Source organism: Glaesserella sp., from assembly GCF_041817755.1.
GTDB lineage: Bacteria > Pseudomonadota > Gammaproteobacteria > Enterobacterales > Pasteurellaceae > Glaesserella.
Genome location: NZ_JBGYBX010000030.1, coordinates 15,504 through 41,544 on the forward strand (window position 1 = coordinate 15,504; position 26,041 = coordinate 41,544).

The following is a 26,041-nucleotide window of genomic DNA, read 5'->3' on the forward strand; positions in this document are numbered from 1 at the left end:
GTTTTATTGAACTCTTAAACTAAAACGAATAACCGGCGCTTTATATTTACCGTAAGTTTCGTCTGTCGGCGCTCTTGGTACATCTTTTGCCGAGACTATTGCACTTATTGCCGCCCGACAAATATCGTCCGGACCGGAAACAACTTGGTAGTTAGCGATTCGACCGTCTCTCTCGATAAACAGTTTCACTCGACATTCTCTACCTCTAAAGTTTTCCTCAACCCGATAAAAACGGGCGAGCTTTTTCTTAATAAGATTTTCATAACCCCTATCATCCGTTCCCATACCGTCTCCAACACTCCTTGCATTTCCGGTACCTTGAGAACCTGAGGTATTTTTATTTCCGCCAGTGCTTGAACCACCACCGATATCGCCACCGTCCAGTAATTCCTGTGCACGAGCAGCTTCTTTTGCCTTCGCCTCTGCCGCCGCTTTTGCTTTAGCTTCTTTTTCCGCCTTCGCTTTTGCTTCTTTCTCAGCTTTCAGCTTCGCCTCTTTTTCCGCTTTTTCTTTTGCCTCTTTATCTGCTTTGGCTTTCGCTTCTTTTTCAGCTTTCTCTTTTACATCTTGTTCAACTTTAGCTTTCGCTTCTTTTTCGGCTTTTTCTTTTGCTTCTTTTTCGGCTTTTTCTTTTGCTTCTTTTTCCGCTTTTGCTTTGGCTTCTAATTCGGCTTTGAGTTTTTGCTGTTTCTCTACTTCTTTAGCTTTACGTTCTTCCTCAGCCTGTTTCGCTGCAGCTTCCAAGCGTTTAGCTTCAGCCTCCGCTTTTAATTTAGCTGCTTCAGCCGCTTTTAAACGAGCGGCTTCTTGCTCTTTTTTTAACTGTTCTTGTTTGAGCTGTTCTTGTTTAACTATTTCCTGTTTACGTTGTTCTTCTTTTAAGCGTTCGATTTCTTCCTGCTTTTTTTGTTCGGCTAATGCTAACGCTTTTTCTCTCTCTTGCTGTTCAGCGATTTCTTCCGGAGTCGGTTTATCTTCGATAACTTCTTTTTTCGGCTCTTCCTGTTTCTCAACTTTAGGTTTAGAGCCTTGCTTTTGTGCCTGCAAGCGACCGTATTCCGCCGCTACCTGTCCGGTATCGACCATGACCGCTTCGATTGAATCGCTATCACCGCCACTACCGCCGGCCGCAGGTTGAATCATATTTGTGAACAAAGAACCGAGCAACAGTAATCCTATTAACAATATATGCAATAAGATTGAAATAATTATCGCAAGTTCCAATCTATCGTTTTTAGATCTCACACATTATCCTTGCTGACTATTTACCTTCAGTCATTAACCCGACTGACTTGATTCCCGCATCTTTTAATAATGAAATACCTTTCATCACTTCTTCATAAGGAACTTCTTTGCCGCCTGCAACCAGGAATAACGTATTGTTATCCTTCTGAAAGGCTTCTCCGGCATATGACACGACATCCTGTTCCGTCAGTATTTCCTGTTGGTTAGTTTGTACATAAACTCCATCAATTTTTAACTTATATACGCCAACACCTGAAATTTCTAAAATCACCGGTGTTTTATCTTCATTAGACACAGATTGGCTGTGTCGATCTTCCGGTAAATTTACTTCCACGCTTTGACTGATAATCGGTGCCGTCGCCATAAAAATTAACAGCAACACTAATAATACGTCTAAAAATGGGACAATATTAATTTCAGATTTAATGTCATTACGTTTACGACGACGGTAAGACATATTTTCCTCTTCTTCTGTTATATAAGGGATAGCAACCCCTCATTCAAATCCATTACAAGCGGTCAGTTATGACCAAAATTTTGCAAATTATTTTTTTGCGAATGCTTGGCGGTGTAAAATCGTTGTGAATTCATCAATAAAATTCACATACCCCTGTTCTAATTTACCCACTTGTAAATTTAAACGGTTATACGCCATCACGGCAGGGATTGCCGCAAACAAACCGATTGCCGTGGCAATCAAAGCCTCTGCGATACCCGGAGCAACTGATTGTAACGTAGCTTGTTTTACAGCACTAAGCCCCATAAACGAGTGCATGATTCCCCATACCGTACCGAAAAGACCGATATAAGGACTGATAGAACCAACCGTACCTAAAAACGGAATATAATTTTCTAACCCTTCTACTTCACGATTAAGCGCAAGATTCATCGCTCGGCTTGAACCTTGGATAATCGATTCCGGAGAATCCGGATTAGCTTGACGTAAGCGGTTGAATTCTTTAAATCCGACATAAAAAATTTGCTCGGATCCGCTTAGACCATCGCGACGGTTTTCCAAGCCTTCATGTAAACGATGCAGATCTTCACCGGACCAAAAGCGATCTTCAAATACCTGCGAATCTTTTTTCGCTCTCGCTAAAATTCGACTACGTTGAATAATCACTGCCCAAGATAAAACGGAAAATAAGACCAAAATTAAGATAACAATCTTAACGACGATACTCGCTTCCATGAACAATGAAACTAAATTAAATTCAGTTGGCATCTAATTAAACTCCAAATAAAAAAATATTAAAATACTATACACTTTCAAAAGCTTGTTTTATATCTGTTGGTATAGAGACAGGTTTCATCTTGATTAAGTTCACACTCGCGACGGTAACCATCGCTTCGCTTAAACATATTTCATCCCGCCATAAGCGTTGTGTAAAAACAATTCTTGCACCTTTGATATCGCTAACGGTCGTTTCTACTTGTAATAAATCATCTAAACGGGCGGGAAATCTATAATCTATTTCGATTTTTTTAACCACGAAGGCCAAAGATTCCGCAAATAGCGCTTGTTGTGAAAACCCTAATGTTCTTAAAAATTCCGTTCGTGCTCTTTCAAAAAAATGCAAATAACACGCATGATATACAACGCCACCTGCATCGGTGTCTTCATAATAAACACGGATAGGAAATTTCATGCACAGAACCTATTTATATTTCAAAACGAAAAACGCCTAGAAACCAGGCGAAAATTGTCTTGCATTTTAGTAAGAGAAGTTTTGTTGTGCAAGCTCTTTCCACTGTAACCGCATAAAAAGTGTTAGAGCTTGTATAAATTATATATTCTAAATCAATATGATATAGAGAAGTGATGGGATAACAATAAGATAACCGCTTAAAGGGAGGAAAAATACCCTCCACACGGTAGATCTGATTTCAAATCCGATTCCGTGAATCCATAAAATTGCCATACCATAGAAAACCAATACGGCTAAATATGGAATTTCACCGCCGAAATAATGTGCAACATTATTCGGATACATCAAAATAACGATGAACATTACGCTAGCCAAAAGAAAAGAAAGGGCTTTTAGCCAGCCCTTTCTTGTGACGTTATAGAGTGAATCAATCATTTCGCTCTTTTACCTATTCGTCAAATTTACCTGTTTTTTCAATGCTAATGGTAATTACGGTAGCAAATAAGATTGCAAGCAGAACACCTAATACCCAAGTTACATAAAACATAATGGCTCTCCTAGTATAAGGTTGTGTTGTTGTCTTCAATATATTTAGCATCAAGACGTCCATACATTTTAATGTATGTCCATACTGTATATGCCAATACAAGAGGAACGAAAATACAGGCAACGATTAACATAACACCTAATGTATTATGACTTGCCGTTGCATCCCACATTGTTAAGCTCATCTCAGGATGAGAGATTGAAGGCATCACAAACGGGAACATTGACACGCCTGCTGTTAAAATTATACCTGCTTGCATAATAGATGATGAGAAGAATGCAAGTCCGGAATTATTCGCTTTAGATGCGACTACGGTTAATAATGCACCAATCACAGCCAATGCCGGGATGATAAATAATATCGGCATTTCAATGTAATTTCTAAACCAGGCACCACTTTCTACAACCACGGTTTTATTTACTAAAGTAGATTGTGCATTGTGATCCAAAGTACTGGTAATCACAAAACCGTCTTTAAAATACAACCAGACTCCTGCAAGTAAAAATGCGGCTAACGTTGTCAGAGCAGTCACTTGGGCAATTGCTCTTACACGGTTACGTAAATCACCGGTAGATTTCATTTGTAGCCATGTAGCACCCTGAGTCGTAATCATCATTAAACTTACCACGCCACAAAGTAATGCGAACGGATTTAATAGACCTAATAATTTCCCAAACGTTGAACCTTCATAAGTTACTTGATTTAACTCGTTAAAGTGGAATGGTACGCCTTGTAATAAGTTACCGAATGCAACACCGAAGATTAATGACGGAACAAAACCGCCAATGAATAATCCCCAGTCCCAAGCATTCCGCCATTTTTGATCATCAATTTTTGCACGATACTCAAAACCTACCGGACGGAAAAATAATGCAGCAAGCACTAAAATCATTGCCAAGAAGAATCCTGAGAATGATGCAGCATAAACTGTCGGCCACGCAGCAAAAATAGCCCCTCCCGCCGTCAGTAACCATACTTGGTTACCATCCCAGTGAGGCGCAATGGAATTAATCATCACTCGGCGTTCAACATTGCTTTTACCAACGACTGGTAAGAGATTTAGCACCCCCATATCAAAACCGTCCGTAATTGCAAAACCGATTAAAAGCACGCCGATTAAAATCCACCAAATAAAGCGTAGAACTTCATAATCTAACATAGTTTACTCCTACTTATTTCGCAGATTGTTCAAAATGATAGCGACCGGTTTTTAATGCGCTTGGTCCAAGACGACCATATTTGAACATTAAATACATTTCTACTACCAAGAATAACGTATACAAACCACATAACAAACCAATAGCGATCCATACATCAGCTGTTGTTAAGGCTGAATTTGCTATCCCTGTCGGTAATACTTCATACACCGCCCATGGCTGACGTCCATACTCTGCTAAGAACCAACCACTTTCAATTGCAATCCATGGAAGCGGTATTCCCCATAATAATGCTTTTAATACTAATGGTTTAGAACCGACCGTACCACGCACATTTTGAACAAATGCCGTTAGGATAAGTAGAAGCATTAAACCACCCGATGCCATCATAATACGGAATGCCCAAAATGTCGGACCTACGTTAGGAATTGTATCTGCCGCTGCTTTTTGAATTTGTTCTTCTGTCGCATCAACTACTTTATCTGTATACGGTTTTAACAGCAAACCAAATCCCAAATCACGTTGAACAGCTTTAAACGCCTCTTTATCTTCAGCCGTATAGTTACCGGAACGTAACTTTTCTAATAAACCGTATGCAACAATACCATTACGAACCCTCTCCACGTTTTCAGTACGTAAATCTTTCAGACCTTTAATCTCTTTATCTAAAGAACGTGTTGCGATAATACCCGCCGCATAAGGAATTGAAATGGAGAACTCATTTTTCATTTCTGCCGTATTCGGAAGAACAACAACATTCCACGCAGCAGGAGCCGGGTGCGTTTCAAATTCACCTTCCATCGCTGCCAGCTTTACCGGTTGGGCTTTACCGATTTCATAACCTGATTCATCACCCATAACCAATACGGCAAGAATTGCTACCAATCCAAAACTTGCTCCGACGGAAAATGAACGACGTGCGAAGCTAAGATCACGGCCTTTTAAGATGTAATAAGAACTAATACCTAGTACAAAGATCGCTCCGCAAGTATAACCGGCTGTAACCGTATGCAAGAATTTAGACTGAGTAACCGGATTTAATACCAACTCAGAAAAGCTAACCATCTCCATACGCATGGTTTCAAAATTAAATTCCGAACCTACCGGATTTTGCATCCAACCGTTCGCAACCAAGATCCACAATGCAGAAAAGTTTGAACCGAATGCAACGGCATAAGTCGCTAATAAATGTTTACCTTTCGATAAACGATCCCAACCAAAAAAGAAAAGACCAATAAAGGTAGATTCCAAGAAAAATGCCATTAATCCTTCGATCGCCAATGGCGCACCAAAAATATCACCTACATAGTGTGAATAGTATGACCAGTTGGTACCGAATTGGAATTCCATTGTAATCCCTGTTGTGACACCAAGGGCAAAGTTAATACCGAATAATTTACCCCAAAATTTGGTCATATCCTTATACACTTCCTTACCCGTCGTTACATAAAGAGTTTCCATCACGACAAGCACAAAGGAAAGACCTAATGTAAGCGGCACAAATAAGAAGTGGTAGAGAGCAGTTAAAGCAAACTGCAAACGTGAGAGTTCAACAACGTCTAACATCTCAAACCTCTTTTATATATAAGCCAAAAACGATTGACTACGCGAAAATCGAGTAATCACCCCATACACTTTTGACCGGGCATAAAACACTACTCATAAAAAGTTATTGGACATGCCCAATGTCAAAAATCTATTCTACTCGTAAATAAGCAATTTAAAAATAGCAAAATTATTACATTGATCACATTTTTCAGCTAAATATTTAAAATATGTTAAATTCCGATATGATATCAAATGATTAATATCAAAATATGCTTAAATGTCACCTTGACTGACAAACAAAATAGTACGGCATGCCGATTCACAAATCCCCGGACACAAGCCATGATTAACTTCCGCTTGACGAAATTATTCGTGACATCACATTCATTCTCTGTTAGGATCCGACACTATAGTTAACATATTAATGTTAGAAATTGTTTGTCTGACTTTTTGAAAGAGAAATTTATGATTACAAAGATTTTCCGTTCAATTATTACTTCCGGTATTTGTTTACTCTTTGTAGCCAATGCTTCGGCAACAGAATTAAAAACATCATCGCTTTCAATAGCAAAAACACAATCTTCCGGTAAATTGCCTCAACAGTGCCAACAGATGTTTAAGGAAGTTGACAATTTAGTCGCAAGTGCCGAAAAACAACCCGGAACTCACACTCAAGTTCAAAAAATGAAAAATAAGCTTACCTCATCGAAGCAACAAATTTTAAAAATGGATGTGGCTATGCAAGAGAAAAGTTGTGATAAGGGTTTGATTGCATTAAATAATTTAAAACAGAAATATTAATTTATATAAAAAACTGAATGGATGCATTCAGTTTTTATATTATGATGAACACAACAAAAAAGTCCTACTTATTAAGTAGGACTTTTTGCATTTATATTAAGAAATATCTTTAGGCAATGCTAATATTTCTTCTGCCGGTTTTGTTTCAACATTCACTTGTTTCAAATTTTCTTCGCGTAAACGATTTACAAGACTGGAATCATGAGTTTGTTCAGCAACATAAAGGGCCATAATTCGGTCATTTACCTCACACTCTTGATGATCCAGAAGCTGAATAAAATAAGGTTTTGCCTTGTCAAACACCCCTCCTCGAGCATAAATATACCCCAATGATCGGGCATAATCATCACGATAAGACGAACTCGCTTTCTCTCCTCTTTTCGCAAGGATTTTAACCAATTTACTCTCTTCATCGACTTGTAATCGAGTAAATTGTTTAAATAGCAAGCCTAATTGCTCATCTTCATATTTTTTCAATGTTTCCAATGCAATATTTTCAGCCGATTCATGATCACCGCTATCGATTAAACGTTTAATCACTCCGACACGAGTATACACGGAACGACGACGGCGGCTCGGTTGATTATCCCACCAGTTCAACAGTCCTTCTTGTCCTTCTTCATTCTGGACTTCATCCAATAAACCGTCATCCACTCTATGTTCAAGAAGTTCATATTCTTCCAACGACAAAAAGCTGCGTTGTCCGATATGTTCAAGCACATCATCCAATGCTTTATACGCTTTAGATTTTTGGTAAATATCGATCGCCAAACGTAAAGCATCTGTGTTATTTGGTGCTAATTCTAAAAGACTGTCTACGGCACTGCGGGCTGCCGGCAATTTACCTTGTTGCAATAAAATCCGAGTTCGGGCAAGCTCTACTGCAACACTATTCGGTCCGGCTATTTTTGCCGCTTCCATTAAATGCTTATTCGCACTTAGCTCATCTCCGCGTTGCTGCGCCGCTTCCGCCGCTTTAATAAAATTTAAAACAGGCTCATCCGAATGTTTTGCATTTTTACTGATAAGTTTTTCTGCTTGAGAATAGTCCCCCTCCGTCATTTTCATTAGGCCTTCCAACGTCTGTTGCTGTGCTTTCTTACGTTTACGGTTACCAAACCACTGATAAGACTCTCGACTTAAACGTAAAAAACGGGTAACAATCCACTCAATACCATATACAATTGCCATCGCCACTGCAAAAAGTATCACCAGTACGACAAGGCTCATTTCAATGACTTTCGTATCCGTTTCAATACGGACATAACCTTGATTTCCTGCAATATACGGTCCGAGAATCAACCCGATTAAAACAAGAAGCATTAAAAAGAGAACACGAAACATAATCTATCTCCTTATTGTGCTGTTGCCGGTTGATCGGCTTGCTGCTGAGGCGGTTGATTGGATGAGGAATCTTCAGGAGTACTTTCGGTTTTCTCTACAGCATTCAGTTGCTCTAACGATTTGTCCTCATCAATCTGAATTTTATTAATCACCTTCGGCGCCTTATTTAATAACTGATCCAATAAGATCAAACTTTGTAAACGGGTTGGTGCATCAATATAAATAGATTGTTCAATCAGATCATCCACTTCATTTAAGAAAGTTTTAACGTTTTCATTATTTACATCAAAATAACTTCTTACCCACGTACTCACTGCCTCGAGAGATTGTTTATAAAGTTCATTTTGCTGACGCGGAACGGCTAAAATCGCAATTTGTAAACGTAATCGAATATTTTCACGTAAATAAATTTCCTGATTCGGAGCAATAAATACTCTATCACTGACACCGCCTTTATCGTTAACTCGAATAAAATGGCTCAAGAATGAATCCGCACTTTTCTCAATATTCTGCTGCCAATCATCAATTGATGAACTCACTCCGTTTTCTGTCTTACCGACTTCAATCTCATTATCCAGCATCGGCATATCATCAACTAAATTGGCAAGTAGCCCCAAGCGTTGCATTAAGTTATTTTGATCGACTTTATTTAAACTTGCCAATTGTGCCAAATCCGATTTAATTGCATCGCGTATCGGTAAAACCGCCGGTTCGGAGACTTGGCTTAATACATTATCCGCCTCAATCAATAAACTTTTTGTTGTATCGATATCATTATCCAACACCATCTTACGCAGTGCATTGTTTAACAAAAAATCGGCATCGGAAAGCAACCAAACAGTCGGTTCCGCTTTAGGGCTTGAACCCAATTTTTGAATCTGTGTTTGCAAACTATTGATTTGCTGCATATAAGTTGCCTGTTCACGTTCTAGTTGGGCAATCCGCTCAAGGGATTTTTGATACGCAGTTTCCAATTGGGCGATTTGGGATTTTTCCGCATCAAAATTCGGCAATTCTACGCTTTGTTGAGTTGACGGCAGTTGACCGACTTGCTTGGAGAGTGCACTGATTTGCTGTTCGACTTGGCTGAACTTACCCGTTGCCAAGTAATGCCCCAAACCACCGACACCTAAAGCGACAAGTAATGCCAGTAATGCAATCGCTTTACCACCGGATTGCTGCTTAACAACTTGGGATTGAGGAACTTCCGTATCTTTTTCCGTTTGTGTCACCTTAAGTTCAGGTTCAACATCTTTTGCCTTTTTTGCAAAATTTTGGGAAGAACCGACCGCTTGTTCCTTTTCCGCATCGTCTTGCAAAGCGGTTTGAACGTGTTCTACCGCTTGCTCTGCTACCTCGACCGCTTCTTGTTTTTTACTCTGTTTTGACATAGTTCCCACCTATTGCTAAGTTTAACATTCCGACTGATTTAATAATGCGTCAAGCAGATTGAGGTTATCTGCTTTTGCTGAAATCTTAATTTTATTCGGATTCCAATTCAATTTTTTTGCCAACGAGGCAATCCGCTGCCCTACGACAACCAGTTCACATTCCAACAACCATTCCCGATCACTTTCTAAGGTTTGCTCGAATAATGTCGTCAAAATATCACCGCTTGTCACGACAATCGTATCAATCCCCGCCCGTTTGCATAAGCTGATTTGTTCCCCTAAATTCTGCTCCACCATAATACGCCGATAGCATTCGATAGGCTGAACATGGGCGCCGCGTTGCACTGCTTGTTCGCTAAAAAATTCCCGTCCCGCATCGGCTCTTAAAATCACGATCTGCGTTCCGCTCAGATCTTGCATTTCCGGCAGCTGTAATAACCCTTCACTATTTTCAAATTTTATCGGGTAACGTACCGCTTGTTCTGCTTTAGACGAAAAATAATTGGCGGAAGCTTGTCCTACCGCGAAATAATTTAAATCATTCCGCCACATAAAGCCGGTTTGTTTTAATGTTTCATCCGCAAAATCGACGGCATTTTTTGAGACGGCAAAAACGTAATCTCCGGCATTTAATCGGGATAAATACGAGGGCAGTTGCGGCAATTCGCCGCCGGCCTCAATCGTAAACAGTGGCTGATGAATAGCAAAAATATGGCGCTCTGCCAACATTTCGACCAACTGTTTTCCCCGCAAATCCGGACGTGTAATTAATACATTCATTCAATTTGATAGATTTCCTGCAGAATTTCATCCGCTCCTTGGCGTAAAAGTTGTTCTGCGACTGAAATACCAAGCTGCTCCGCAGCTTGCACATCGGCTGTACCGCTCGCCCGAATAATTGTTGAACCGTCGAGATTTCCCACTAGCGCCGTTAACGTCAGATTTTCACCTTGTAATTGAGCAAAACCGCCGATAGGCACCTGACACCCACCCTGCAAACGGGCGTTCATCGCCCTTTCCGCCGTTACACAATATGCTGTCGGTTGATGATTGAGCGCCGTAACATAACCTAATACACGCTCATCATTCACCCGTGTTTCAATACCTACCGCACCTTGTCCCGCTGCCGGCAACGATTGTTCGACCGAGAGAAAATCTCGAATACGTTCCTGTAAACCTAACCGAATCAAACCGGCACTTGCCAAAATAATGGCATCATAGTCGCCGTTGTCCAATTTATTTAAACGGGTACCGACATTACCGCGCAAGGATTTAATATGCAAATGCGGATATTTTGCCATCAATTGGCACTGACGACGTAAACTGGACGTACCGACAACCGCACCTGCCGGTAATGCATTTAAATTAGCATAACGATTGGATACAAAGGCATCTCGCGGATCTTCCCGTTCACAAATTACCGCTAAGCCTAACCCTGCAGGAAACGCCATCGGCACGTCTTTCATCGAATGTACCGCCAGATCCGCTCTACCGTCAAGTAATGCCTGCTCCAATTCTTTTACGAACAACCCTTTTCCACCGATTTTTGCCAGCGGGGTATCTAAAATTACATCCCCCTTTGTGACCATGGTAACCAATTCAACGGATAAATACGGAAAACGTTGCTCCAGTGCCGACTTAACAAAATTCGCTTGCCATAACGCCAACGGGCTTTGACGTGTTGCAATTTTTAAAACGTCTTTCATGAATTATACTTTTTATACTGGTGTAAATCGGCATTATCCTACCACTATTTATCTATTCTGCCAAAAATTCTGTCACTTTCCTGTTTTAATCCTTGCATAAATGTTACCAAATTGTTTTCTTCATTTTGCAAAGATGATAACCAATCTCAAAAACTTGATGTAGATCACAAATACCTCAAAGACATGACAAAATAAGAAGTAAATTAGCTCCAAATGAGCAATAATTTCCGTGGATAAAATTAATTCTCTAGAGGAAAACGACTATGGCTCAAAATGCAAAATCCGCACAACCGTACGATGCTCAAGCTGAAGTAAACGAACTTGTCGGAAAAGGTTTAGTGGCGCTAGAAGAATTTCGCCAATTAAATCAGGAACAAGTAGATTATATCGTCGCAAAAGCATCCGTTGCGGCACTCGATAAGCACGGCGTTCTTGCTTTACACGCAGTAGAGGAAACCGGTCGCGGTGTATTTGAAGATAAAGCGACGAAAAACCTGTTTGCCTGTGAATATGTGGTGAATAATATGCGCCACTTAAAAACGGCAGGGGTTATTAGTGAAGACGATGTCACCGGTATTACCGAGATTGCAGATCCTGTCGGTGTTGTTTGTGGTATTACCCCGACGACTAATCCGACCTCTACCACGATTTTCAAAGCGTTAATCGCTCTCAAAACCCGCAACCCTATTGTCTTTGCTTTCCACCCTTCCGCACAACAATGTTCAGCCCATGCGGCGCAAATCGTTTATGATGCGGCTGTCGCTGCCGGCGCTCCAAAAAACTGCGTCCAATGGATTAAAACTCCATCAATGGAGGGAACATCGGCATTGATGAAACATCCGGGTATCGCCACCATTCTTGCTACCGGCGGTAACGCCATGGTGGAAGCCGCTTATTCATGCGGTAAACCGGCTTTAGGGGTCGGTGCGGGTAACGTCCCTGCCTATGTCGAAAAAACCGCCAAAGTCAAACAAGCGGTTTACGATATAGTTATGTCCAAATCATTCGACAACGGTATGATTTGTGCCTCTGAACAAGCCGCCATTGTCGACAAAGAAGTTTACGACGAATTTGTGAAAGAAATGCAATCTTACGGTGTTTACCTCGTCAACAAAAAAGAGAAAGCATTACTGGAAAAATATATTTTCGGTGTTGATAAAGCGGATAAAGCCAGCTGCTCCGGCGCCAAATTAAATGCCGCCGTGGTAGGTAAAGCGGCCGCTTGGATTGCCGAACAAGCCGGTTTCACCGTCCCGGCAAACACCAATATCCTGTTAGCCGAATGTAAAGAAGTCGGTGAGCTCGAACCACTTACACGCGAAAAACTCTCACCGGTGCTCGCTTTATTAAAATCCGACTCTACCGAACACGGTTTGGCGCTTTCCGAGGCCATGGTGAACTTCCACGGTTTAGGTCACTCGGCGGCAATCCATACGCAAAATAAAGAATTGGCAAAAGAATTCGGTAAACGCGTTAAAGCTATCCGCGTTATTTGGAATTCACCGTCAACCTTCGGCGGTATCGGTGACGTCTATAACTCCTTCCTTCCGTCCCTCACGCTCGGATGCGGTTCTTACGGTAAAAACTCTGTAGGCAACAACGTCAGTGCAGTCAATCTCTTAAATATTAAACGTGTGGGCAGACGGAGAAATAATATGCAATGGTTTAAAGTTCCATCCAAAATCTACTTTGAACGTGATTCGATTCAATACCTTAAATCCATGAAAGATGCGGAAAAAGTGATGATCATCACAGACCGCTCCATGGTGGATTTAGGCTTTGTCGACAGAATTACCGAACAATTACGCTTACGTCGCAACAAAGTCACTTACCAACTGTTCGCCGACGTTGAACCGAACCCGAGCATTGAAACCGTACGTCGCGGTACGGAGTTAATGCGCAGTTTCCGACCGGATACCATTATCGCACTCGGCGGTGGTTCTCCGATGGATGCGGCAAAAGTCATGTGGTTATTCTATGAACAACCTGACGTAGATTTCCGTGATTTAGTCCAAAAATTCATGGATATCCGTAAACGTGCGTTCAAATTCCCGCAGTTAGGTCGTAAAGCGAAATTCGTCGGTATCCCGACCACATCCGGTACCGGTTCCGAAGTTACACCGTTTGCGGTCATCACTGACGGAGATATTAAATACCCGTTAGCCGACTACTCGCTCACACCGACGGTTGCCATCGTTGACCCGGCACTTGTGATGTCAGTACCGTCACACGTTGCCGCCGATACCGGTTTGGACGTGTTAACGCATGCGACGGAAGCTTACGTTTCTATTCTTGCCAATGACTACACCGACGGTTTGGCGCTACAAGCAATCAAATTGGTATTTGAAAACCTTGAAAAATCCGTCAAAGAATTTGATGAAGTGGCTCGTGAAAAAATGCACAATGCTTCAACCATGGCAGGGATGGCATTTGCTAACGCCTTCCTAGGTATCTGTCACTCGATGGCACACAAAATCGGCGGTAAATTCCATACCGTTCACGGTCGTACCAACGCGATTCTTCTTCCGCACGTTATCCGTTATAACGGTACCCGTCCGACGAAAGTCGCAACATGGCCGAAATATACCGATTATGTGGCGGACGTTCGCTACCAAGACATTGCGAAAATGTTAGGTTTACCGGCGGCAACACCGGCAGAAGGTGTGGAGTCGTTCGCGAAAGCCGTTCACGACTTAGCCGTACGTTGTGGTGTGAAAATGGCATTAAAAGATCAAGGCGTAGAGGAAGCCGCTTTCTTAGAAGCCCGCCATGAATTGGCTCTCAATGCGTTTGAAGACCAATGTACACCGGCAAACCCTCGTTTAGCGATGGTGACCGACATGGAAGAAATCATGACCAAGGCTTTCTACGGTAAATAATCTGTTATCGAATCCGATAATAATCCAAACCCCGGCGGACTGTCGGGGTTTTGTTTTGATACAAGCGGTCACTTAGACGACATCTTTTGCAAAAGCGGCTCGCTTTTATTTATCTTACAAAATTATTGAATCCGATCAATTTCCATGCAACCAATCACCTTTCTTCAGCTTATTTGATTTTTAAGATATTGACTCACCCTAAAGAATTGTTAGAATTCGCACCTCTTTTTGATTTAAAAAGAATGTTCGGATGAAGATAGCTGGAGAGTGGGCGAATTAACCCCACACCGACGAGGTAAACTCTTTCAGGTGCGACAGCGAGGACAGCTATTGGACGAACCCTTGGAGAGATCCAATCTGCACAGCAGAAAATGGACGCCGAAGGCGCAAGCGGTCTGATTTGCAAATCAATTTGCGAATACCGTGAAACGCTCAGGCAAAAGGACAGGGGAGAAAAGTGATTCTTACAAGCGGTCGATTTTTGTAAAATTTTTGCAAAAACAGAGCGCTTGTGATCGCTCCTTTTCTTTCCTTGTAAGTCGTTTTTACGAGGAACTTATCAATGTCAATCGACTCAATACTCAATTCAATTAACAATATCGTTTGGGGCCCTCCGCTACTGCTACTTGTTGCCGGGGTCGGTATTTATTTCACTTTAAGACTAAAACTCCTTCAATTCGCTTACCTGCCGCGCGCATTTAGTTATATTTTCAAAAAAGAAAAAGGAAACGATCAATCCGGCGATATTTCCGCATTCGGCGCCTTGGCGACCGCATTGGCTGCTACCATCGGTACGGGCAATATCGTCGGTGTCGCAACCGCCATTCAAGCGGGCGGACCGGGCGCCGTTTTTTGGATGTGGCTCATCGCCCTTTTCGGTATGGCGACCAAATACGCTGAATGCTTATTGGCTATCAAATTCCGCGGAAAAGACAGAGACGGCTATATCGCCGGCGGTCCGATGTACTATATCGAAATGGGTATGGGAGCAAAATGGAAATGGCTGGCAAAACTCTTTGCTTTTTTCGGCGTGATGGTCGCCTTGTTCGGGATCGGTACCTTTCCGCAAGTGAACGGTATTACGACGGCGTTGCACGACTCGTTCCATCTGCCGATCGGCATTACCGCCGTCATCCTAACTCTTACCGTTGCTGCGATTACGCTTGGCGGTGTACAACGTATTTCGAAATTCGCCAGCGTGATTGTCCCGTTCATGGCGGTCGGTTATGTCGGCGTCTCCGTAATCATTCTACTGATTCATGCCGATAAAGTGCCGGCAACCATCGCATTTATTATTCAAGCCGCATTTAACCCGCAAGCCGCCTTGGGTGGTGTCGTCGGTTTTACTGTGATGCAGGCGATTCAATCCGGTGTTGCACGCGGGATTTTCTCTAACGAGTCCGGCTTAGGGAGCGCTCCGATTGCCGCTGCCGCTGCACAAACCAAAGAACCTGTTCGTCAAGGCTTGATCTCCATGACCGGGACGTTCCTCGATACTATCATTGTGTGTTCCATGACCGGGTTGGTTATCGTATTAACCGGCGTTTGGCAAGGTCCTGCAAGTGGTGCCGTCTTAACCAACGTTGCCTTTTCCGAGGGATTATCCAGCCCTATCGGCGCCATGATTGTTTCCGTCGGTTTGGTCTTTTTTGCGTTTACCACCATTTTAGGTTGGTGTTACTACGGTGAGCGTTGCTTCGTGTATCTTACCGGCGGACGCACCAAAGGCATTAAATTCTACCGCGTCGCTTTTATTGCGTTAATTGCCTGTGCTCCGTTCATTCAGCTGAATACCATTTGGACATTAGCCGATATCGTCAACGGCTTAATGGCGTTCCCGAACTTAGTCGCCTTGGTGGCACTGCGTCATGTGGTGATTGAAGAAACCAAAAACTATTTTGAACGTTTGAAACAAGGCTTGGTTTAATCATACAAGCGGTCGGTTCGGCGGATTGATTTGCAAATTTTTCTCAGAAAAAGACCGCTTATTAAGATTTTCTGACTAAGAATGTCAATGTTTCGTAATGCGCTGTATGGGGAAACATATCGAATAATTGGACTTTTTGAAGTTCATAATCGCTGAGTGAGGCAAAATCTTTTGCCATGGTTTCTGCATTACAACTGGAATAAATCAAGTAAGGCGAACCGAGTTGATTGATAAATTCGGCTAACGGTTTGCCGATGCCCCGTCTTGGTGGATTGACAATCACGAGATCGGGCGTTGTTCCTTGTTCATTCAAGGCAAATTGAGCCGAGTCCAACGAAGCGAATTTGACATTTTGTAAGCCAAGCTGTTGGGCGGATTTTGTGGCACTGGCGATGGCAGAGGCAGAAATTTCAATGCCCGTAAGTGCGACATTTGGATTGTTGGCTTGTAATGTGTTGGCACAATGTAGTCCAAAGCCCCCGACACCGCAGAACAGATCCCAAAGTTGTGTAATTGGTAGCTCTTTTATCCATTCTTGAGCCGTGTGATAAAGTTGGCTGGCGACCGTTGGATTGGTTTGGAAGAAACCTTGCGGACGAATAAACAGCGGAATTTGGTTAAAACGCTCTTCTAATACTTGCTGTTTCGTCAGAAAAATCTCTTGTTCACCTTCCAAAATCGCAGAATGTTGCGGTTGTATATTCAAACTCACCACCGATTTTTCAGGCAGTTGAGACAGTAACATTGGCAATTCACGCTCGACAAGCGGTCGTTTTAGCTCACTTCTTAGCACAAAGCGGATCATCAAAGATTGATTATGCTGACTTTGAGTAATCAAGATGTATTTGAGTTCGCCCCGTTTTTTTGCCACGTTGTAAGGTACAAGCCCAGCCCGTCCGATAAAGGTTTTCAGAATAGGGAAAAGTGGTGTAAAGGCTTGCGGATAGAGTGGGCAGTCCGTTAAATCCGTGCCGGTGCCGTCTTCATTTAAAATCCCTAAAATTGGACGTTCAACACTGCCTGTGACCACCATTTTGGCTTTGTTACGAAAATGTGCCAAAGGCGATGTGACCGCAGGTAAAAATTCCGTGCTTTGCAAAAGATAAGGCGAAACTAACCGCTTGAGATCCGCCGTTTTCTCTGCCAGTTGTTCGGCATAGCTTTTATGAAGCCATTGGCACGAATTGCAACTGTTCTGTTCAAAATGGTGGCAGTTGAGTTTAGGCATTCTGGGCTTTCCATTCCAACCATTGATCTTGAAGTGTAGCAAGCTGTTGATGAGCCTGTTGCCAACGTGGGCTGGCTTCTAGCTCTGACCAACTGATTGAACGGCGTTTCATTAGGCTTAAGTGGCGTTCTTTCTGTGTTGGGGTAGGCTGATATTTCAGGTTATCTAACACTTGCACCACGCCGTCAGGCTCGTTGCAGAGTAGCAACAAATCACAACCTGCTTGTAAGGCTTTCTCGCTTCGTTCCACATAGTTCCCCATAAACCCAGCACCTTTCATTCCTAAATCATCAGAGAAAATCACGCCGTTAAATTGCAACTGCTTGCGTAAAATCTCTTTCAGCCAGTAACTCGAACCACTGGCAGGTTGGCTGTCACACTGGGTGTAAATCACGTGAGCAGGCATAATCGCCGATAATTTCCCTTTGGCGATCAGTTGTTTAAACGGCTGAAGATCATGATTGAAAATGGTTTCTTTCGGTCGATCGTCAAAAGGTGTTTCTAAATGTGAATCGGCAATCACATGTCCGTGTCCGGGAAAATGTTTCCCCGTCGTCGCCATACCGATCTCACGCATTCCGTCAATAAAGGCTTCAGCGACAGGTAGCATTGTGGCTACATCTTCCCCAAACGAACGATCGCCGATTGCTTTGCTACAATGTCCTAAATCCAACACGGGGGCAAAACTTAAATCAATATCTAATGCAAACATTTCAGCCGCCACCAGCCAACCTGCTTCTTGAGCAAGTTGTAAGCGGTCTAATTGTAAAAAAGATTGCATTGCCGGTAATTTGGTAAATCCTTCACGGAAACGCTGTACCCGACCACCTTCTTGATCAACGGTAATGAGTAACGGCTTTTTCACCCGTTGACGAACAGCTTGAATCAACGCCTGCAGTTGCGCTTTATCGTGAAAATTTCGAGTAAATAAAATAAGTCCTGAAACGAGCGGATGTTCAAGCAATTCTTGCTCTTCTTGAGTCAATTCATAGCCGACCAAATCAATAAGTAACATAATTCCCCTTAAATTAAAAAGCCCTCATTCGAGGGCTATTTTACAATTATTCTTGATGCTTTACCTGATGTTTTGCCTGATTCTTACGCATGGTAATGTTAAGAAATTCGACAATCACAGAGAATGCCATAGCGGTGTAAATCGCCGATTTCGGAATATGAACGTTGAAACCTTCACCGACTAATGCCGTTCCGATTAAAATCAAGAAGGCGAGCGCAAGATTTTTAATAGTCGGATTGTTATCCACAAAATCACCAATTGGTTTTGCCGCGAACATCATAACACCAACGGCAATCATAATGGCAATCACCATGACCGGAATATCATCAGCCATACCGACCGCCGTAATAACCGAGTCTAACGAGAAAACGATGTCTAAAATCGCAATTTGAACTAAGATCATGAAATAATTGGCTTTTTTGGTCGCGCTGCTCTGCTCGTCGTGTGATTCGCCTTTAACGGCTTCAATCAATTCCATGAAACTTTTAATAATCAGGAATAAGCCCCCTAAAATTAAGATGAGGTCTCGTCCGGAAACCGGTTTACCCATCACGGAAAACAACGGATCAACCAATCTCATCATCCAAGCGAGGGAAAGCAATAATAAGATACGCGTTCCCATTGCCAAACCGAGACCGATAATACGTGCCGATTGACGTTGTTTTTCCGGTAAACGGGAGACTAAGATACTGATGAAAATAATGTTATCAATACCCAATACAATCTCTAATGCAGCCAGGGTAAAAAGAGCAATCCACGCTTCCGGGCTCGCCATCCACTCAAACATAGAAATATCCTTGATGTAATAAGATTAAAAAAACGACAAAATTTGCCAAACTAAAAGTCGCACATCATATAGAGAGAGACGCCTAAATTAAAGGGGAGAATACAAAAAATTTTGTAAAATCTCTGCAGTAAACTGCTTACGTAAATAAAATCCCAGCGGTAGTGACTGAATTTTTTCACCATGTTGATTAACGGCTCCGGCTAACGACTGATTATTTCGACCTTTCGGACGCAATTGTAAAACTTCGCCTAACGTGGCGTTAATTTCATGTAACCGTCCCAACACGATTAATTCCATCAGCTCTTCCCAATCTTGTTGCAATTGCTGTTCTTGCTTCGGTGAGGGTGACCACAAAATCGGCTGCCCGATATACCTTTTTTCCAACGGAATGGAGCGTTTACCTTCCACGGGAACCCATAACACCCGCTGTAACTTATGCTTTACGTGAGACGTTTGCCATACAATTCCGTGATTATTTGTTAAAGGCGCAAGGCTCACAAAAGTCGTTTCTAACGGTACGCCTTTTTCATTCACCGGGATGGTTTTCAATTCAATCCCCAAATGGGCAAAATCTTGTTCAGGCTTACTGCCCGCTTTTGCCCCTAATGCCGTTTCAATCAACATACCGACCCAGCCTTTATCGCGACGTAAATCAGGCGGAACGGCGATATGTAACAGTTCGGCAATTTCACCTAAGGTAAATCCCGCCAACCATTGGGCTTTGGCGAATAATTCCTCCTCGGTAGCAGAATAAGTGGCTAGTTGCATACTGATAGTAAAGTTAATCTGTCAAGGCAACCATTTTACTGCGTTAGCCCTGCTCTGCCAAATCTAACATTTCTTGTGCATTCGCTAACACAGCATCTGTAATTTTTTCTCCCCCTAACAATCGGGCTAAGGCTTTTACTCGTTCTTTTGGTGTCAGTAAGCTCATTTTGGTTTCCGTTTGATTATTTTCAACTTGTTTTTGCACGTTAAAATGATGATTACCGTGGCTTGCCACTTGCGGTAAATGAGTCACGCATAACACTTGGCATTTTTTACCCAGTTGACGTAGTAGTCTACCGACCACCGTTGCGGTTGGCCCGCTGATCCCAGCATCGACTTCATCGAAAATAATCGTTGGCGTTGAAAGTTTATTCGCCGTTAAGACTTGCACCGCAAGGGAAATCCGAGATAACTCACCGCCTGATGCAATTTTTGCCAATGGTTGGGCTTGCTGACCAAGGTTACTGCGCAAATTGAATTCAACAAAATCCGCACCGTTTGCTGATAATTTATCGGGGTTGTGTTTTACTTCAATAAAAAATTCTCCGTTTTCCATAGCCAATTGTTTAATCTGCTGAGTCACTTGCTCGGAAAGCTTTTGCCCTGCTTCAACACGCTTTTGATAAATCTGCCGAGCCAACTCAATACAAGTTTGATACGCTTTTTTCTCATCAATAATCAATTGCTCTTCATTATCTTCAAAATCAAGCAGTTGCTGTAATTCCGCTTTTAAAATTAAATGGTGTTGATGCAATTCTGTGGTCGAAACATGATGTTTGCGCGCAAGCTGCATAGCTTTGCCAATACGCTCATCCAATTCTTCAAGGCGCTCCGGATCTTGTTCAATCCGATTTGCCAGACTACTGATTTCCGAACCGGCTTCTTGAATTTGAATTAATGCGTCATTAAGCATATCCAATGCCGATTGGTAATGGCTATCGATTTCTACAAGCTGTTCCAAATCGCGAATTGCGCCATATATCAATGAATCCGCATTTATCTCATCATCAATCAAGCGATTTACGACTGCTTGGGATAATTCTGTCAACTGTTCCGAATTTGCAAGGCGGGACTGCTCTTCTTCTAATTGTTCAAATTCCCCCTCTTTAATGGCAAATTCATCCAATTCATCCACCTGATATTGCAACAGTTGCTTGCGAGCTTCATTTTCTTGGCATTGTTGATGAAAATTTTGCACCTGTTTATATAGTTTCCGCCAACCTTGATATTGTGTTGCCATTTCCGCCAACAACAAATGTAAATTCGCATAGTTATCCACTAATTCCAGTTGGTAATCACTTTTTAGTAGAAGTTGCGGGGCGTGCTGACCATTCAAATGGATAAGGTATTGCCCAAGCTCTCGCAGTTGTGAAACAGGAATTGGGTGATTATTGACAAAGGCTTTGGAACGCCCTTCTTGATTGATCATGCGACGTAAAATGCACTCTTGCGGGTTATCTTCATCCAGTAGCTCGTGTTCCTTTAGCCATAAATACGCAGGGCTGTTCGGTTGCATTGAAAATGTCGCCGAAATGTCCGCTTTATCCGCACCATTTCGGATCATCGAACTTTCGGAACGATAGCCCAAACATAAGCCCAGTGCGTCAATCCCGATAGACTTACCCGCCCCAGTTTCCCCTGTAATCACGGACATTCCTTCGTTTAATTCAAGGGTTAGGTGGCGAACAATCGCAAAATTATTGATGGTTAATTGAGTTAGCATAAGAAAATACCCATACAAGATACTGTATGGGCATATAGTAAACCTGTTTTTATAAACAGTAAATGGGATTTGCAAAATTTTTTAGAGGCTATCCTAGATAAAACGATTGAAAAACCGACCGTACTTTGTATTTAGTTCATTTTTATTCCTGCGTTAATCTTGAAAACTTCGCGTTGCTGTACGGGAAGTCTAAACCGTACACGCATAGAATAATGATGAAATAAATCATGGCATTAAACCATAGGGACGGTGTTAGTCCGCCGGCGCTTAACGGTGGTGAAGGTATGCAGGTAAAAACGATACCGCTCAAAATAGAAAGTAGGGCGAGCCATTGATAAACGCGCATTCCGATAAAATACGGTGTTTGCGGTTCACCACGTAGGGACTCTTCCACAAAACGGAATGCGCCGTTGAGAATCAAATAAATACCGGCAATAAAGGCGGCGGATGTTTCCAATGTGGTTAAACGCCATAAAATAAAGAAAGTAAAAAAGTTTGCCAGCATCGAATAAAATTGGGTCGGATAAAGATTTTTGCCTTGCCAACCCGCCAGTTTATTGACTCTGGATTTCGGATGATAAAAACGGATGCCGGCGATATGTGTCGGTTTGCCGTGGCAGCAACCTTGCACCAAGCAGCGGCAGCGTCCCCAAAATTGAATCGGACTGGCGGCAAGCGCGGCAACCGCCATTAACTGCCAGAAGTCGATTGCGGAAAACAGCGCGATCAATATCACCGTGAAAATAACCCCCAGCACGCTGCCATAGTAGCCGAAAGGACGTAGTAATATTGACGAACCTTCCACCCATTGTGCCCATAATCCCGCTCCGACAAAGCCCGCGATACCGATAGCATACAGCACCCAAAGTTGCTCGGGCATAAAATAGCCCATAATCAAAAACCCGCAAAATCCGCCGATTGCCGCATAAAATCCGTGATTAATCAACCGCACTTTACCTCTGCGCCATTCGTGCCACGAATTGGAAATATTTTCGCATAAACGGAGTAAATAAAGGTATACGGGTACACGATAATGACTGAGCCAATAAGCGATGATACCGAATAATACATCGGCAATCGTATGGCTTTTGATAGTCAGGCAGCTTACCACAATCAAAGCACTGAACAGCCATATAATGCCACTGTAACGGTTATAACGAAGTCCGTAATAACGACCGACCATTAACGCCCAAAAGACGTGAAAAGAAGGAAGGGCTGCAACGGCGCCGTCCGTTTCGCGGTTCAAGTTGATTAAGCGGGTGAAAATATCGTTGTCGGCGATCGGTTGATAGTCCACCGCCGCAGGCACAACCAAATAGCAGTAGAAAATGAGCGCCATCCCCGTATAGGCTTGCAAAGCGAATGAACGCGCCTGTTGCTGTGTCGGCAGAATAAACGGCAACAGCAGCGCCAAAGGATAGAGTGCAATATAAAACAGCACCGTCCAACTGATAAACGGAACCGCCTGATCGAGTGCGATCTCGGTAAAAAATACGTCTTTACCGTTCCCGATAAAAATAAAGGCTTCGTAAATCACGAACCAAGGCAAAAATACGGTCAGCAACAGGCTACTTTTTTGTTGCAAATTGAGCGCTTGTAAGCTGTTTGACGGCAAATCAAACCAAGTACGGTGTTGTTCGGGTTGGTTGTGGAAATGTTTTTCAATGATTTCCCGCTCGAAGCCTAATACATAAGCCACAATAAACAAGACAAAAAGCGGTGAAACCAACCAAAATCCTGAGGAAGAATCAAAATACAAAGATAATCCGAAAGAAATCAGCGCCGCTCCCGTATAAATCGGATGACGAAACAGACGGTAAGCGCCGCGGGTCACATAATTTTGCGGCGGGAAGGCATTCATCGGCAAGCCGCGACCTAGTTTCCATAAACCGAACATCGCCCAAAGCATTAAAGCAAGACCGCTCAAAGCTAATATTAAACCCCAATAGGGAAATTGCGGAACGGGGATCTGCACGCTGCTTTCCGTATGTTGCGCCCAAACCACCAGTAGCAACGGCAAACCAAGGCAAAAAACGGCGCCATAAATTATTTTTTGCAGTGTAATTTTTATTTTTTCCATAGTACCCTCTCGTATAAAGCAAAGCCTTTTTCCGTTTGATTGGCAACGCTCAGTTCCGCCTCGCTTTTCCACTTGGTTTCCCTGCTTTGCAGGAACGATTTTTTGATTAGAAAACGTAGGAATTTAAAACGCTCGGTAATTTTAACTAAAGGTTCATCCTTAATTATCATCGGTCGGCGGAAATATAATGACAGTTGCTTTTCTTTAATTAATAAGACGTTATCGTTGATTTCAAAATTTTTAATCAATTCTCCGTTCCAAATCAGTTTTTTCAGCGTTGTTTCCCCCAACCATTCGATCCAAACGATACTGTGGTTGGCGGATAAAAAACGTCCCCAACGTAATTCGCTAATAGGAAGAAGCCATGGTGCAAAATTCATTTCTAAGGTTTCCGCATAGCCTAACCCACGATAAGTTTGTTGTGCAAATTCCAATTCAAAATCCGCTTTTGCCGTATGGCAATGCCAAATTAAACGACGCCTGCCCCGTTGATATAACGTAAGCGGTGAGATGTGACTTAAAGGCAGCCAACTACCGTTGAAGTTCAGCTTATTGTGTCTGATTTGGGCGTCGGATCTTTTAAGACGGCTTAAACGCCGATGTTCGAGGTTTTTACCGTTAAGCTGAGTAATAATGGATGAATAGGGGATGGAGATGCCGCCGATAGTTAAAGCAGCATCGTAAATGATAAATAAATTTCCCTGTTGATCGATTCCGTCAAAGTAATGCTTTTTCAGATGAAACATCGGATCCCCCCTTTTCGAATAAAGTGTGGTCACTTTTTTAGCTATTTTTACGTTAATAATACAATATGACTTGATGATCCTGCTCGGAAAGCAGAATGAAATTAAGTGCTTTTTATCGGTAAAATCGGTCAGTTTTTGCGGACTGTCAGGACTAATTCCTAAAATCACCACATTTTTTATTAATCTGACCGCTTGTTACTTTTCTAAAATGCTTTCGGCACAAGCAAATGCCGACGACCACGCCCATTGGAAATTATAGCCGCCGAGCCAGCCTGTTACATCAAGCACTTCACCGATAAAATATAAACCCTGAACGTTTTTCGCTTCCATTGTTTTGGACGAAATATAATCGGTATCAACGCCGCCCATTGTGACTTCAGCGGTACGGTAGCCTTCAGTGCCATTTGGTAAAAACTGCCAGCGATGAATAAAGTGATCTAAAAAGGCAAGATCAGCTTTATTCAGTTGAGCGATGATCTGATCTTTGATCATCTGTTGCTCAATCCACAGTTCGACTAGTTTTTTTGGTAAATGGCGAGATAATACGGTTTTTAACTGCAATTTCGGCGAAGATTGACGCAGTTCGTTCAAAATATCAAGGATAGAGGCGGACGGCAGTAAATCAATTTCCACCGTTTCACCCAAATCCCAGTAGTTTGAAATTTGTAGAATAGCAGGTCCTGATAAGCCACGATGGGTAAACAACATTTGATTGCTAAAGGTTTTATTGCGGTTGCTTACGCTAACGGGTAAAGCGATACCGGATAAGGTGGCAAAAATCTTATCGTTTTCTTTCCAAGTAAACGGCACAAGGCTTGCACGAACGGGGATAACGGGAATACCAAACTGCTCGGCAATTTTATAACCAAATGGGCTTGCCCCTAAGCCAGCCATTGACAAACCGCCTGTGGCAATAATCAGATTTTCCGTTTGATAGCTTTCGCAAGCGGTCTGAATGTGGAAAAAATTTGCAGATTTTTCGATGGAACTGACCGCTTGTCGAAGCTGAATATCTACGTTGCCTTTCTCACATTCGGCTTGTAGGAGATCGACAATCTGTTGCGAGCTTTCATCGCAAAACAGTTGCCCCAACTCTTTTTCGTGATAACAAATGCCGTAGCTTGCCACCAGCGAAATAAAATCCCAGTTGGTATAGCGAGCAAGTGCCGACTTGACGAAATGGCGATTTTGGCAAATATAATGGTTGGGAGTGACATCTAGGTTGGTGAAATTACAAAAGCCACCGCCCGACATTAAAATCTTCCGCCCGATTTTTTTGCCGTTATCCAGCACCAGTACCGATTTTCCCCCTTGCCCGATCTGTGCCGCACAAAATAAACCAGCCGCTCCGGCACCGATGATGATTGCATCAAATTGTTTCATATTGCCCTTTTTATTTGAAATTAGTATGGTTACCGCTAAAATAGCGTATCTCTCGTTATTTTATACCGATTATGTCGATGACGGTATATCAGAGAAAATCCCCAAAAAAACAAACTT

The 26,041-nt window shown here is 42.5% G+C and carries 23 protein-coding genes and 1 riboswitch; of the genes, 3 read left to right on the forward strand and 20 right to left on the reverse strand.

The annotated features are described in order from the left end of the window. Positions 1 to 3 precede the first annotated feature (3 nt). The 8 genes from tolA to ACEYKX_RS03475 form a co-directional block, all read right to left on the reverse strand. Positions 4 to 1,245, reverse strand: a complete 1,242-nt coding sequence (tolA, locus tag ACEYKX_RS03440) for a cell envelope integrity protein TolA (RefSeq protein WP_373767860.1) — start codon at positions 1,243 to 1,245, stop codon at positions 4 to 6. A 16-nt stretch (positions 1,246 to 1,261) separates the two neighbouring features. Then, entirely contained in the window at positions 1,262 to 1,702 is a 441-nt protein-coding gene (gene tolR / locus ACEYKX_RS03445) for a colicin uptake protein TolR (protein WP_373767859.1), read from the reverse strand. Positions 1,703 to 1,789: 87 nt separating this feature from the next. Next, positions 1,790 to 2,470 carry a protein TolQ gene (gene tolQ, locus ACEYKX_RS03450; RefSeq protein ID WP_373767858.1) on the reverse strand — a complete coding sequence of 227 codons (681 nt, stop codon included), beginning with the start codon at positions 2,468 to 2,470 and terminating at the stop codon, positions 1,790 to 1,792. Between the two features lie 34 nt (positions 2,471 to 2,504). Then, positions 2,505 to 2,894, reverse strand: coding sequence for a tol-pal system-associated acyl-CoA thioesterase (gene ybgC, locus ACEYKX_RS03455; protein WP_373767857.1), 390 nt, complete (start codon positions 2,892 to 2,894; stop codon positions 2,505 to 2,507). Between the two features lie 147 nt (positions 2,895 to 3,041). Further along, positions 3,042 to 3,329 carry a cyd operon protein YbgE gene (gene ybgE, locus ACEYKX_RS03460; RefSeq protein ID WP_373767856.1) on the reverse strand — a complete coding sequence of 96 codons (288 nt, stop codon included), beginning with the start codon at positions 3,327 to 3,329 and terminating at the stop codon, positions 3,042 to 3,044. A 13-nt stretch (positions 3,330 to 3,342) separates the two neighbouring features. Then, positions 3,343 to 3,441, reverse strand: a complete 99-nt coding sequence (locus ACEYKX_RS03465; RefSeq protein WP_078237229.1) for a CydX/CbdX family cytochrome bd oxidase small subunit — start codon at positions 3,439 to 3,441, stop codon at positions 3,343 to 3,345. 10 nt (positions 3,442 to 3,451) lie between these two features. After that, positions 3,452 to 4,600, reverse strand: a complete 1,149-nt coding sequence (cydB, locus tag ACEYKX_RS03470; protein WP_373767855.1) for a cytochrome d ubiquinol oxidase subunit II — start codon at positions 4,598 to 4,600, stop codon at positions 3,452 to 3,454. A 13-nt stretch (positions 4,601 to 4,613) separates the two neighbouring features. Beyond that, positions 4,614 to 6,164, reverse strand: coding sequence for a cytochrome ubiquinol oxidase subunit I (locus ACEYKX_RS03475; protein ID WP_373767854.1), 1,551 nt, complete (start codon positions 6,162 to 6,164; stop codon positions 4,614 to 4,616). A 459-nt stretch (positions 6,165 to 6,623) separates the two neighbouring features. On the opposite strand from ACEYKX_RS03475, the gene ACEYKX_RS03480 reads away from it, so the two are divergent. After that, entirely contained in the window at positions 6,624 to 6,947 is a 324-nt protein-coding gene (locus ACEYKX_RS03480; protein ID WP_373767922.1) for a DUF5339 domain-containing protein, read from the forward strand. A gap of 96 nt (positions 6,948 to 7,043) precedes the next feature. Here ACEYKX_RS03480 and ACEYKX_RS03485 read toward each other — a convergent pair whose 3' ends face one another. From ACEYKX_RS03485 to hemC, 4 genes are read right to left on the reverse strand one after another with little or no spacing between them, the layout of a single operon-like run. Then, positions 7,044 to 8,291 carry a heme biosynthesis protein HemY gene (locus ACEYKX_RS03485; protein WP_373767853.1) on the reverse strand — a complete coding sequence of 416 codons (1,248 nt, stop codon included), beginning with the start codon at positions 8,289 to 8,291 and terminating at the stop codon, positions 7,044 to 7,046. Positions 8,292 to 8,302: 11 nt separating this feature from the next. Next, the gene (locus tag ACEYKX_RS03490) at positions 8,303 to 9,682 is read right to left on the reverse strand and encodes a uroporphyrinogen-III C-methyltransferase (protein WP_373767852.1); all 1,380 of its coding nucleotides are present in this window, start codon (positions 9,680 to 9,682) and stop codon (positions 8,303 to 8,305) included. 21 nt (positions 9,683 to 9,703) lie between these two features. Continuing rightward, entirely contained in the window at positions 9,704 to 10,462 is a 759-nt protein-coding gene (locus ACEYKX_RS03495) for a uroporphyrinogen-III synthase (RefSeq protein WP_373767851.1), read from the reverse strand. Then, the gene (gene hemC, locus ACEYKX_RS03500; protein ID WP_373767850.1) at positions 10,459 to 11,388 is read right to left on the reverse strand and encodes a hydroxymethylbilane synthase; all 930 of its coding nucleotides are present in this window, start codon (positions 11,386 to 11,388) and stop codon (positions 10,459 to 10,461) included. Before hemC ends, ACEYKX_RS03495 begins: the two co-directional genes overlap by 4 nt. A 263-nt stretch (positions 11,389 to 11,651) precedes the next feature. Between hemC and adhE the strand changes: the two genes are divergently transcribed. Both adhE and ACEYKX_RS03510 read left to right on the forward strand, forming a co-directional pair. Next, the gene (adhE, locus tag ACEYKX_RS03505) at positions 11,652 to 14,267 is read left to right on the forward strand and encodes a bifunctional acetaldehyde-CoA/alcohol dehydrogenase (RefSeq protein WP_373767849.1); all 2,616 of its coding nucleotides are present in this window, start codon (positions 11,652 to 11,654) and stop codon (positions 14,265 to 14,267) included. Between the two features lie 332 nt (positions 14,268 to 14,599). Next, positions 14,600 to 14,725: riboswitch (glycine riboswitch) on the forward strand. A gap of 104 nt (positions 14,726 to 14,829) precedes the next feature. Beyond that, positions 14,830 to 16,194, forward strand: a complete 1,365-nt coding sequence (locus tag ACEYKX_RS03510) for an alanine/glycine:cation symporter family protein (protein ID WP_373767848.1) — start codon at positions 14,830 to 14,832, stop codon at positions 16,192 to 16,194. A gap of 61 nt (positions 16,195 to 16,255) precedes the next feature. Here ACEYKX_RS03510 and rlmC read toward each other — a convergent pair whose 3' ends face one another. The 8 genes from rlmC to ACEYKX_RS03550 all read right to left on the reverse strand — a co-directional run bounded on the left by rlmC (position 16,256) and on the right by ACEYKX_RS03550 (position 25,924). Beyond that, positions 16,256 to 17,422 (reverse strand): 23S rRNA (uracil(747)-C(5))-methyltransferase RlmC, encoded by a 1,167-nt coding sequence (rlmC, locus tag ACEYKX_RS03515; RefSeq protein WP_373767847.1) that lies wholly within the window; start codon positions 17,420 to 17,422, stop codon positions 16,256 to 16,258. Then, positions 17,415 to 18,437, reverse strand: coding sequence for a beta-N-acetylhexosaminidase (nagZ, locus tag ACEYKX_RS03520; RefSeq protein ID WP_373767846.1), 1,023 nt, complete (start codon positions 18,435 to 18,437; stop codon positions 17,415 to 17,417). The genes rlmC and nagZ overlap by 8 nt, the downstream gene beginning before the upstream one ends. Before the next feature lie 46 nt (positions 18,438 to 18,483). Then, complete coding sequence (locus tag ACEYKX_RS03525; protein ID WP_373767845.1) at positions 18,484 to 19,224, reverse strand: TerC family protein; 741 nt, start codon at positions 19,222 to 19,224, stop codon at positions 18,484 to 18,486. Positions 19,225 to 19,311: 87 nt separating this feature from the next. Beyond that, positions 19,312 to 19,992 carry a DNA mismatch repair endonuclease MutH gene (gene mutH / locus ACEYKX_RS03530; protein ID WP_373767844.1) on the reverse strand — a complete coding sequence of 227 codons (681 nt, stop codon included), beginning with the start codon at positions 19,990 to 19,992 and terminating at the stop codon, positions 19,312 to 19,314. Between the two features lie 43 nt (positions 19,993 to 20,035). Further along, positions 20,036 to 21,715, reverse strand: coding sequence for a DNA repair protein RecN (gene recN / locus ACEYKX_RS03535; RefSeq protein WP_373767843.1), 1,680 nt, complete (start codon positions 21,713 to 21,715; stop codon positions 20,036 to 20,038). A gap of 142 nt (positions 21,716 to 21,857) precedes the next feature. Further along, positions 21,858 to 23,795 (reverse strand): prolipoprotein diacylglyceryl transferase family protein, encoded by a 1,938-nt coding sequence (locus ACEYKX_RS03540; protein ID WP_373780486.1) that lies wholly within the window; start codon positions 23,793 to 23,795, stop codon positions 21,858 to 21,860. Continuing rightward, the gene (locus ACEYKX_RS03545) at positions 23,783 to 24,541 is read right to left on the reverse strand and encodes a hypothetical protein (RefSeq protein ID WP_373767841.1); all 759 of its coding nucleotides are present in this window, start codon (positions 24,539 to 24,541) and stop codon (positions 23,783 to 23,785) included. The genes ACEYKX_RS03540 and ACEYKX_RS03545 overlap by 13 nt, the downstream gene beginning before the upstream one ends. Positions 24,542 to 24,736: 195 nt before the next feature. Beyond that, the gene (locus tag ACEYKX_RS03550; RefSeq protein WP_373767840.1) at positions 24,737 to 25,924 is read right to left on the reverse strand and encodes an NAD(P)/FAD-dependent oxidoreductase; all 1,188 of its coding nucleotides are present in this window, start codon (positions 25,922 to 25,924) and stop codon (positions 24,737 to 24,739) included. Between the last annotated feature and the right edge of the window lie 117 nt (positions 25,925 to 26,041).

Bases quoted from the DNA above. Each gene is read 5' to 3' on its own strand.
- ACEYKX_RS03490 (WP_373767852.1), bottom strand. From the start codon at position 9,682: ATGTCAAAACAGAGTAAAAAACAAGAAGCGGTCGAGGTAGCAGAGCAA.
- ACEYKX_RS03485 (WP_373767853.1), bottom strand. From the start codon at position 8,291: ATGTTTCGTGTTCTCTTTTTAATGCTTCTTGTTTTAATCGGGTTGATT.
- nagZ (WP_373767846.1), bottom strand. From the start codon at position 18,437: ATGTTACTTATTGATTTGGTCGGCTATGAATTGACTCAAGAAGAGCAA.
- tolQ (WP_373767858.1), bottom strand. From the start codon at position 2,470: ATGCCAACTGAATTTAATTTAGTTTCATTGTTCATGGAAGCGAGTATC.
- tolR (WP_373767859.1), bottom strand. From the start codon at position 1,702: ATGTCTTACCGTCGTCGTAAACGTAATGACATTAAATCTGAAATTAAT.
- ACEYKX_RS03540 (WP_373780486.1), bottom strand. From the start codon at position 23,795: ATGGAAAAAATAAAAATTACACTGCAAAAAATAATTTATGGCGCCGTT.
- rlmC (WP_373767847.1), bottom strand. From the start codon at position 17,422: ATGCCTAAACTCAACTGCCACCATTTTGAACAGAACAGTTGCAATTCG.
- hemC (WP_373767850.1), bottom strand. From the start codon at position 11,388: ATGAAAGACGTTTTAAAAATTGCAACACGTCAAAGCCCGTTGGCGTTA.
- ACEYKX_RS03545 (WP_373767841.1), bottom strand. From the start codon at position 24,541: ATGTTTCATCTGAAAAAGCATTACTTTGACGGAATCGATCAACAGGGA.
- recN (WP_373767843.1), bottom strand. From the start codon at position 21,715: ATGCTAACTCAATTAACCATCAATAATTTTGCGATTGTTCGCCACCTA.
- ybgC (WP_373767857.1), bottom strand. From the start codon at position 2,894: ATGAAATTTCCTATCCGTGTTTATTATGAAGACACCGATGCAGGTGGC.
- ACEYKX_RS03465 (WP_078237229.1), bottom strand. From the start codon at position 3,441: ATGTTTTATGTAACTTGGGTATTAGGTGTTCTGCTTGCAATCTTATTT.
- ybgE (WP_373767856.1), bottom strand. From the start codon at position 3,329: ATGATTGATTCACTCTATAACGTCACAAGAAAGGGCTGGCTAAAAGCC.
- cydB (WP_373767855.1), bottom strand. From the start codon at position 4,600: ATGTTAGATTATGAAGTTCTACGCTTTATTTGGTGGATTTTAATCGGC.
- ACEYKX_RS03525 (WP_373767845.1), bottom strand. From the start codon at position 19,224: ATGTTTGAGTGGATGGCGAGCCCGGAAGCGTGGATTGCTCTTTTTACC.
- mutH (WP_373767844.1), bottom strand. From the start codon at position 19,992: ATGCAACTAGCCACTTATTCTGCTACCGAGGAGGAATTATTCGCCAAA.
- ACEYKX_RS03510 (WP_373767848.1), top strand. From the start codon at position 14,830: ATGTCAATCGACTCAATACTCAATTCAATTAACAATATCGTTTGGGGC.
- ACEYKX_RS03495 (WP_373767851.1), bottom strand. From the start codon at position 10,462: ATGAATGTATTAATTACACGTCCGGATTTGCGGGGAAAACAGTTGGTC.
- ACEYKX_RS03550 (WP_373767840.1), bottom strand. From the start codon at position 25,924: ATGAAACAATTTGATGCAATCATCATCGGTGCCGGAGCGGCTGGTTTA.
- adhE (WP_373767849.1), top strand. From the start codon at position 11,652: ATGGCTCAAAATGCAAAATCCGCACAACCGTACGATGCTCAAGCTGAA.
- ACEYKX_RS03475 (WP_373767854.1), bottom strand. From the start codon at position 6,164: ATGTTAGACGTTGTTGAACTCTCACGTTTGCAGTTTGCTTTAACTGCT.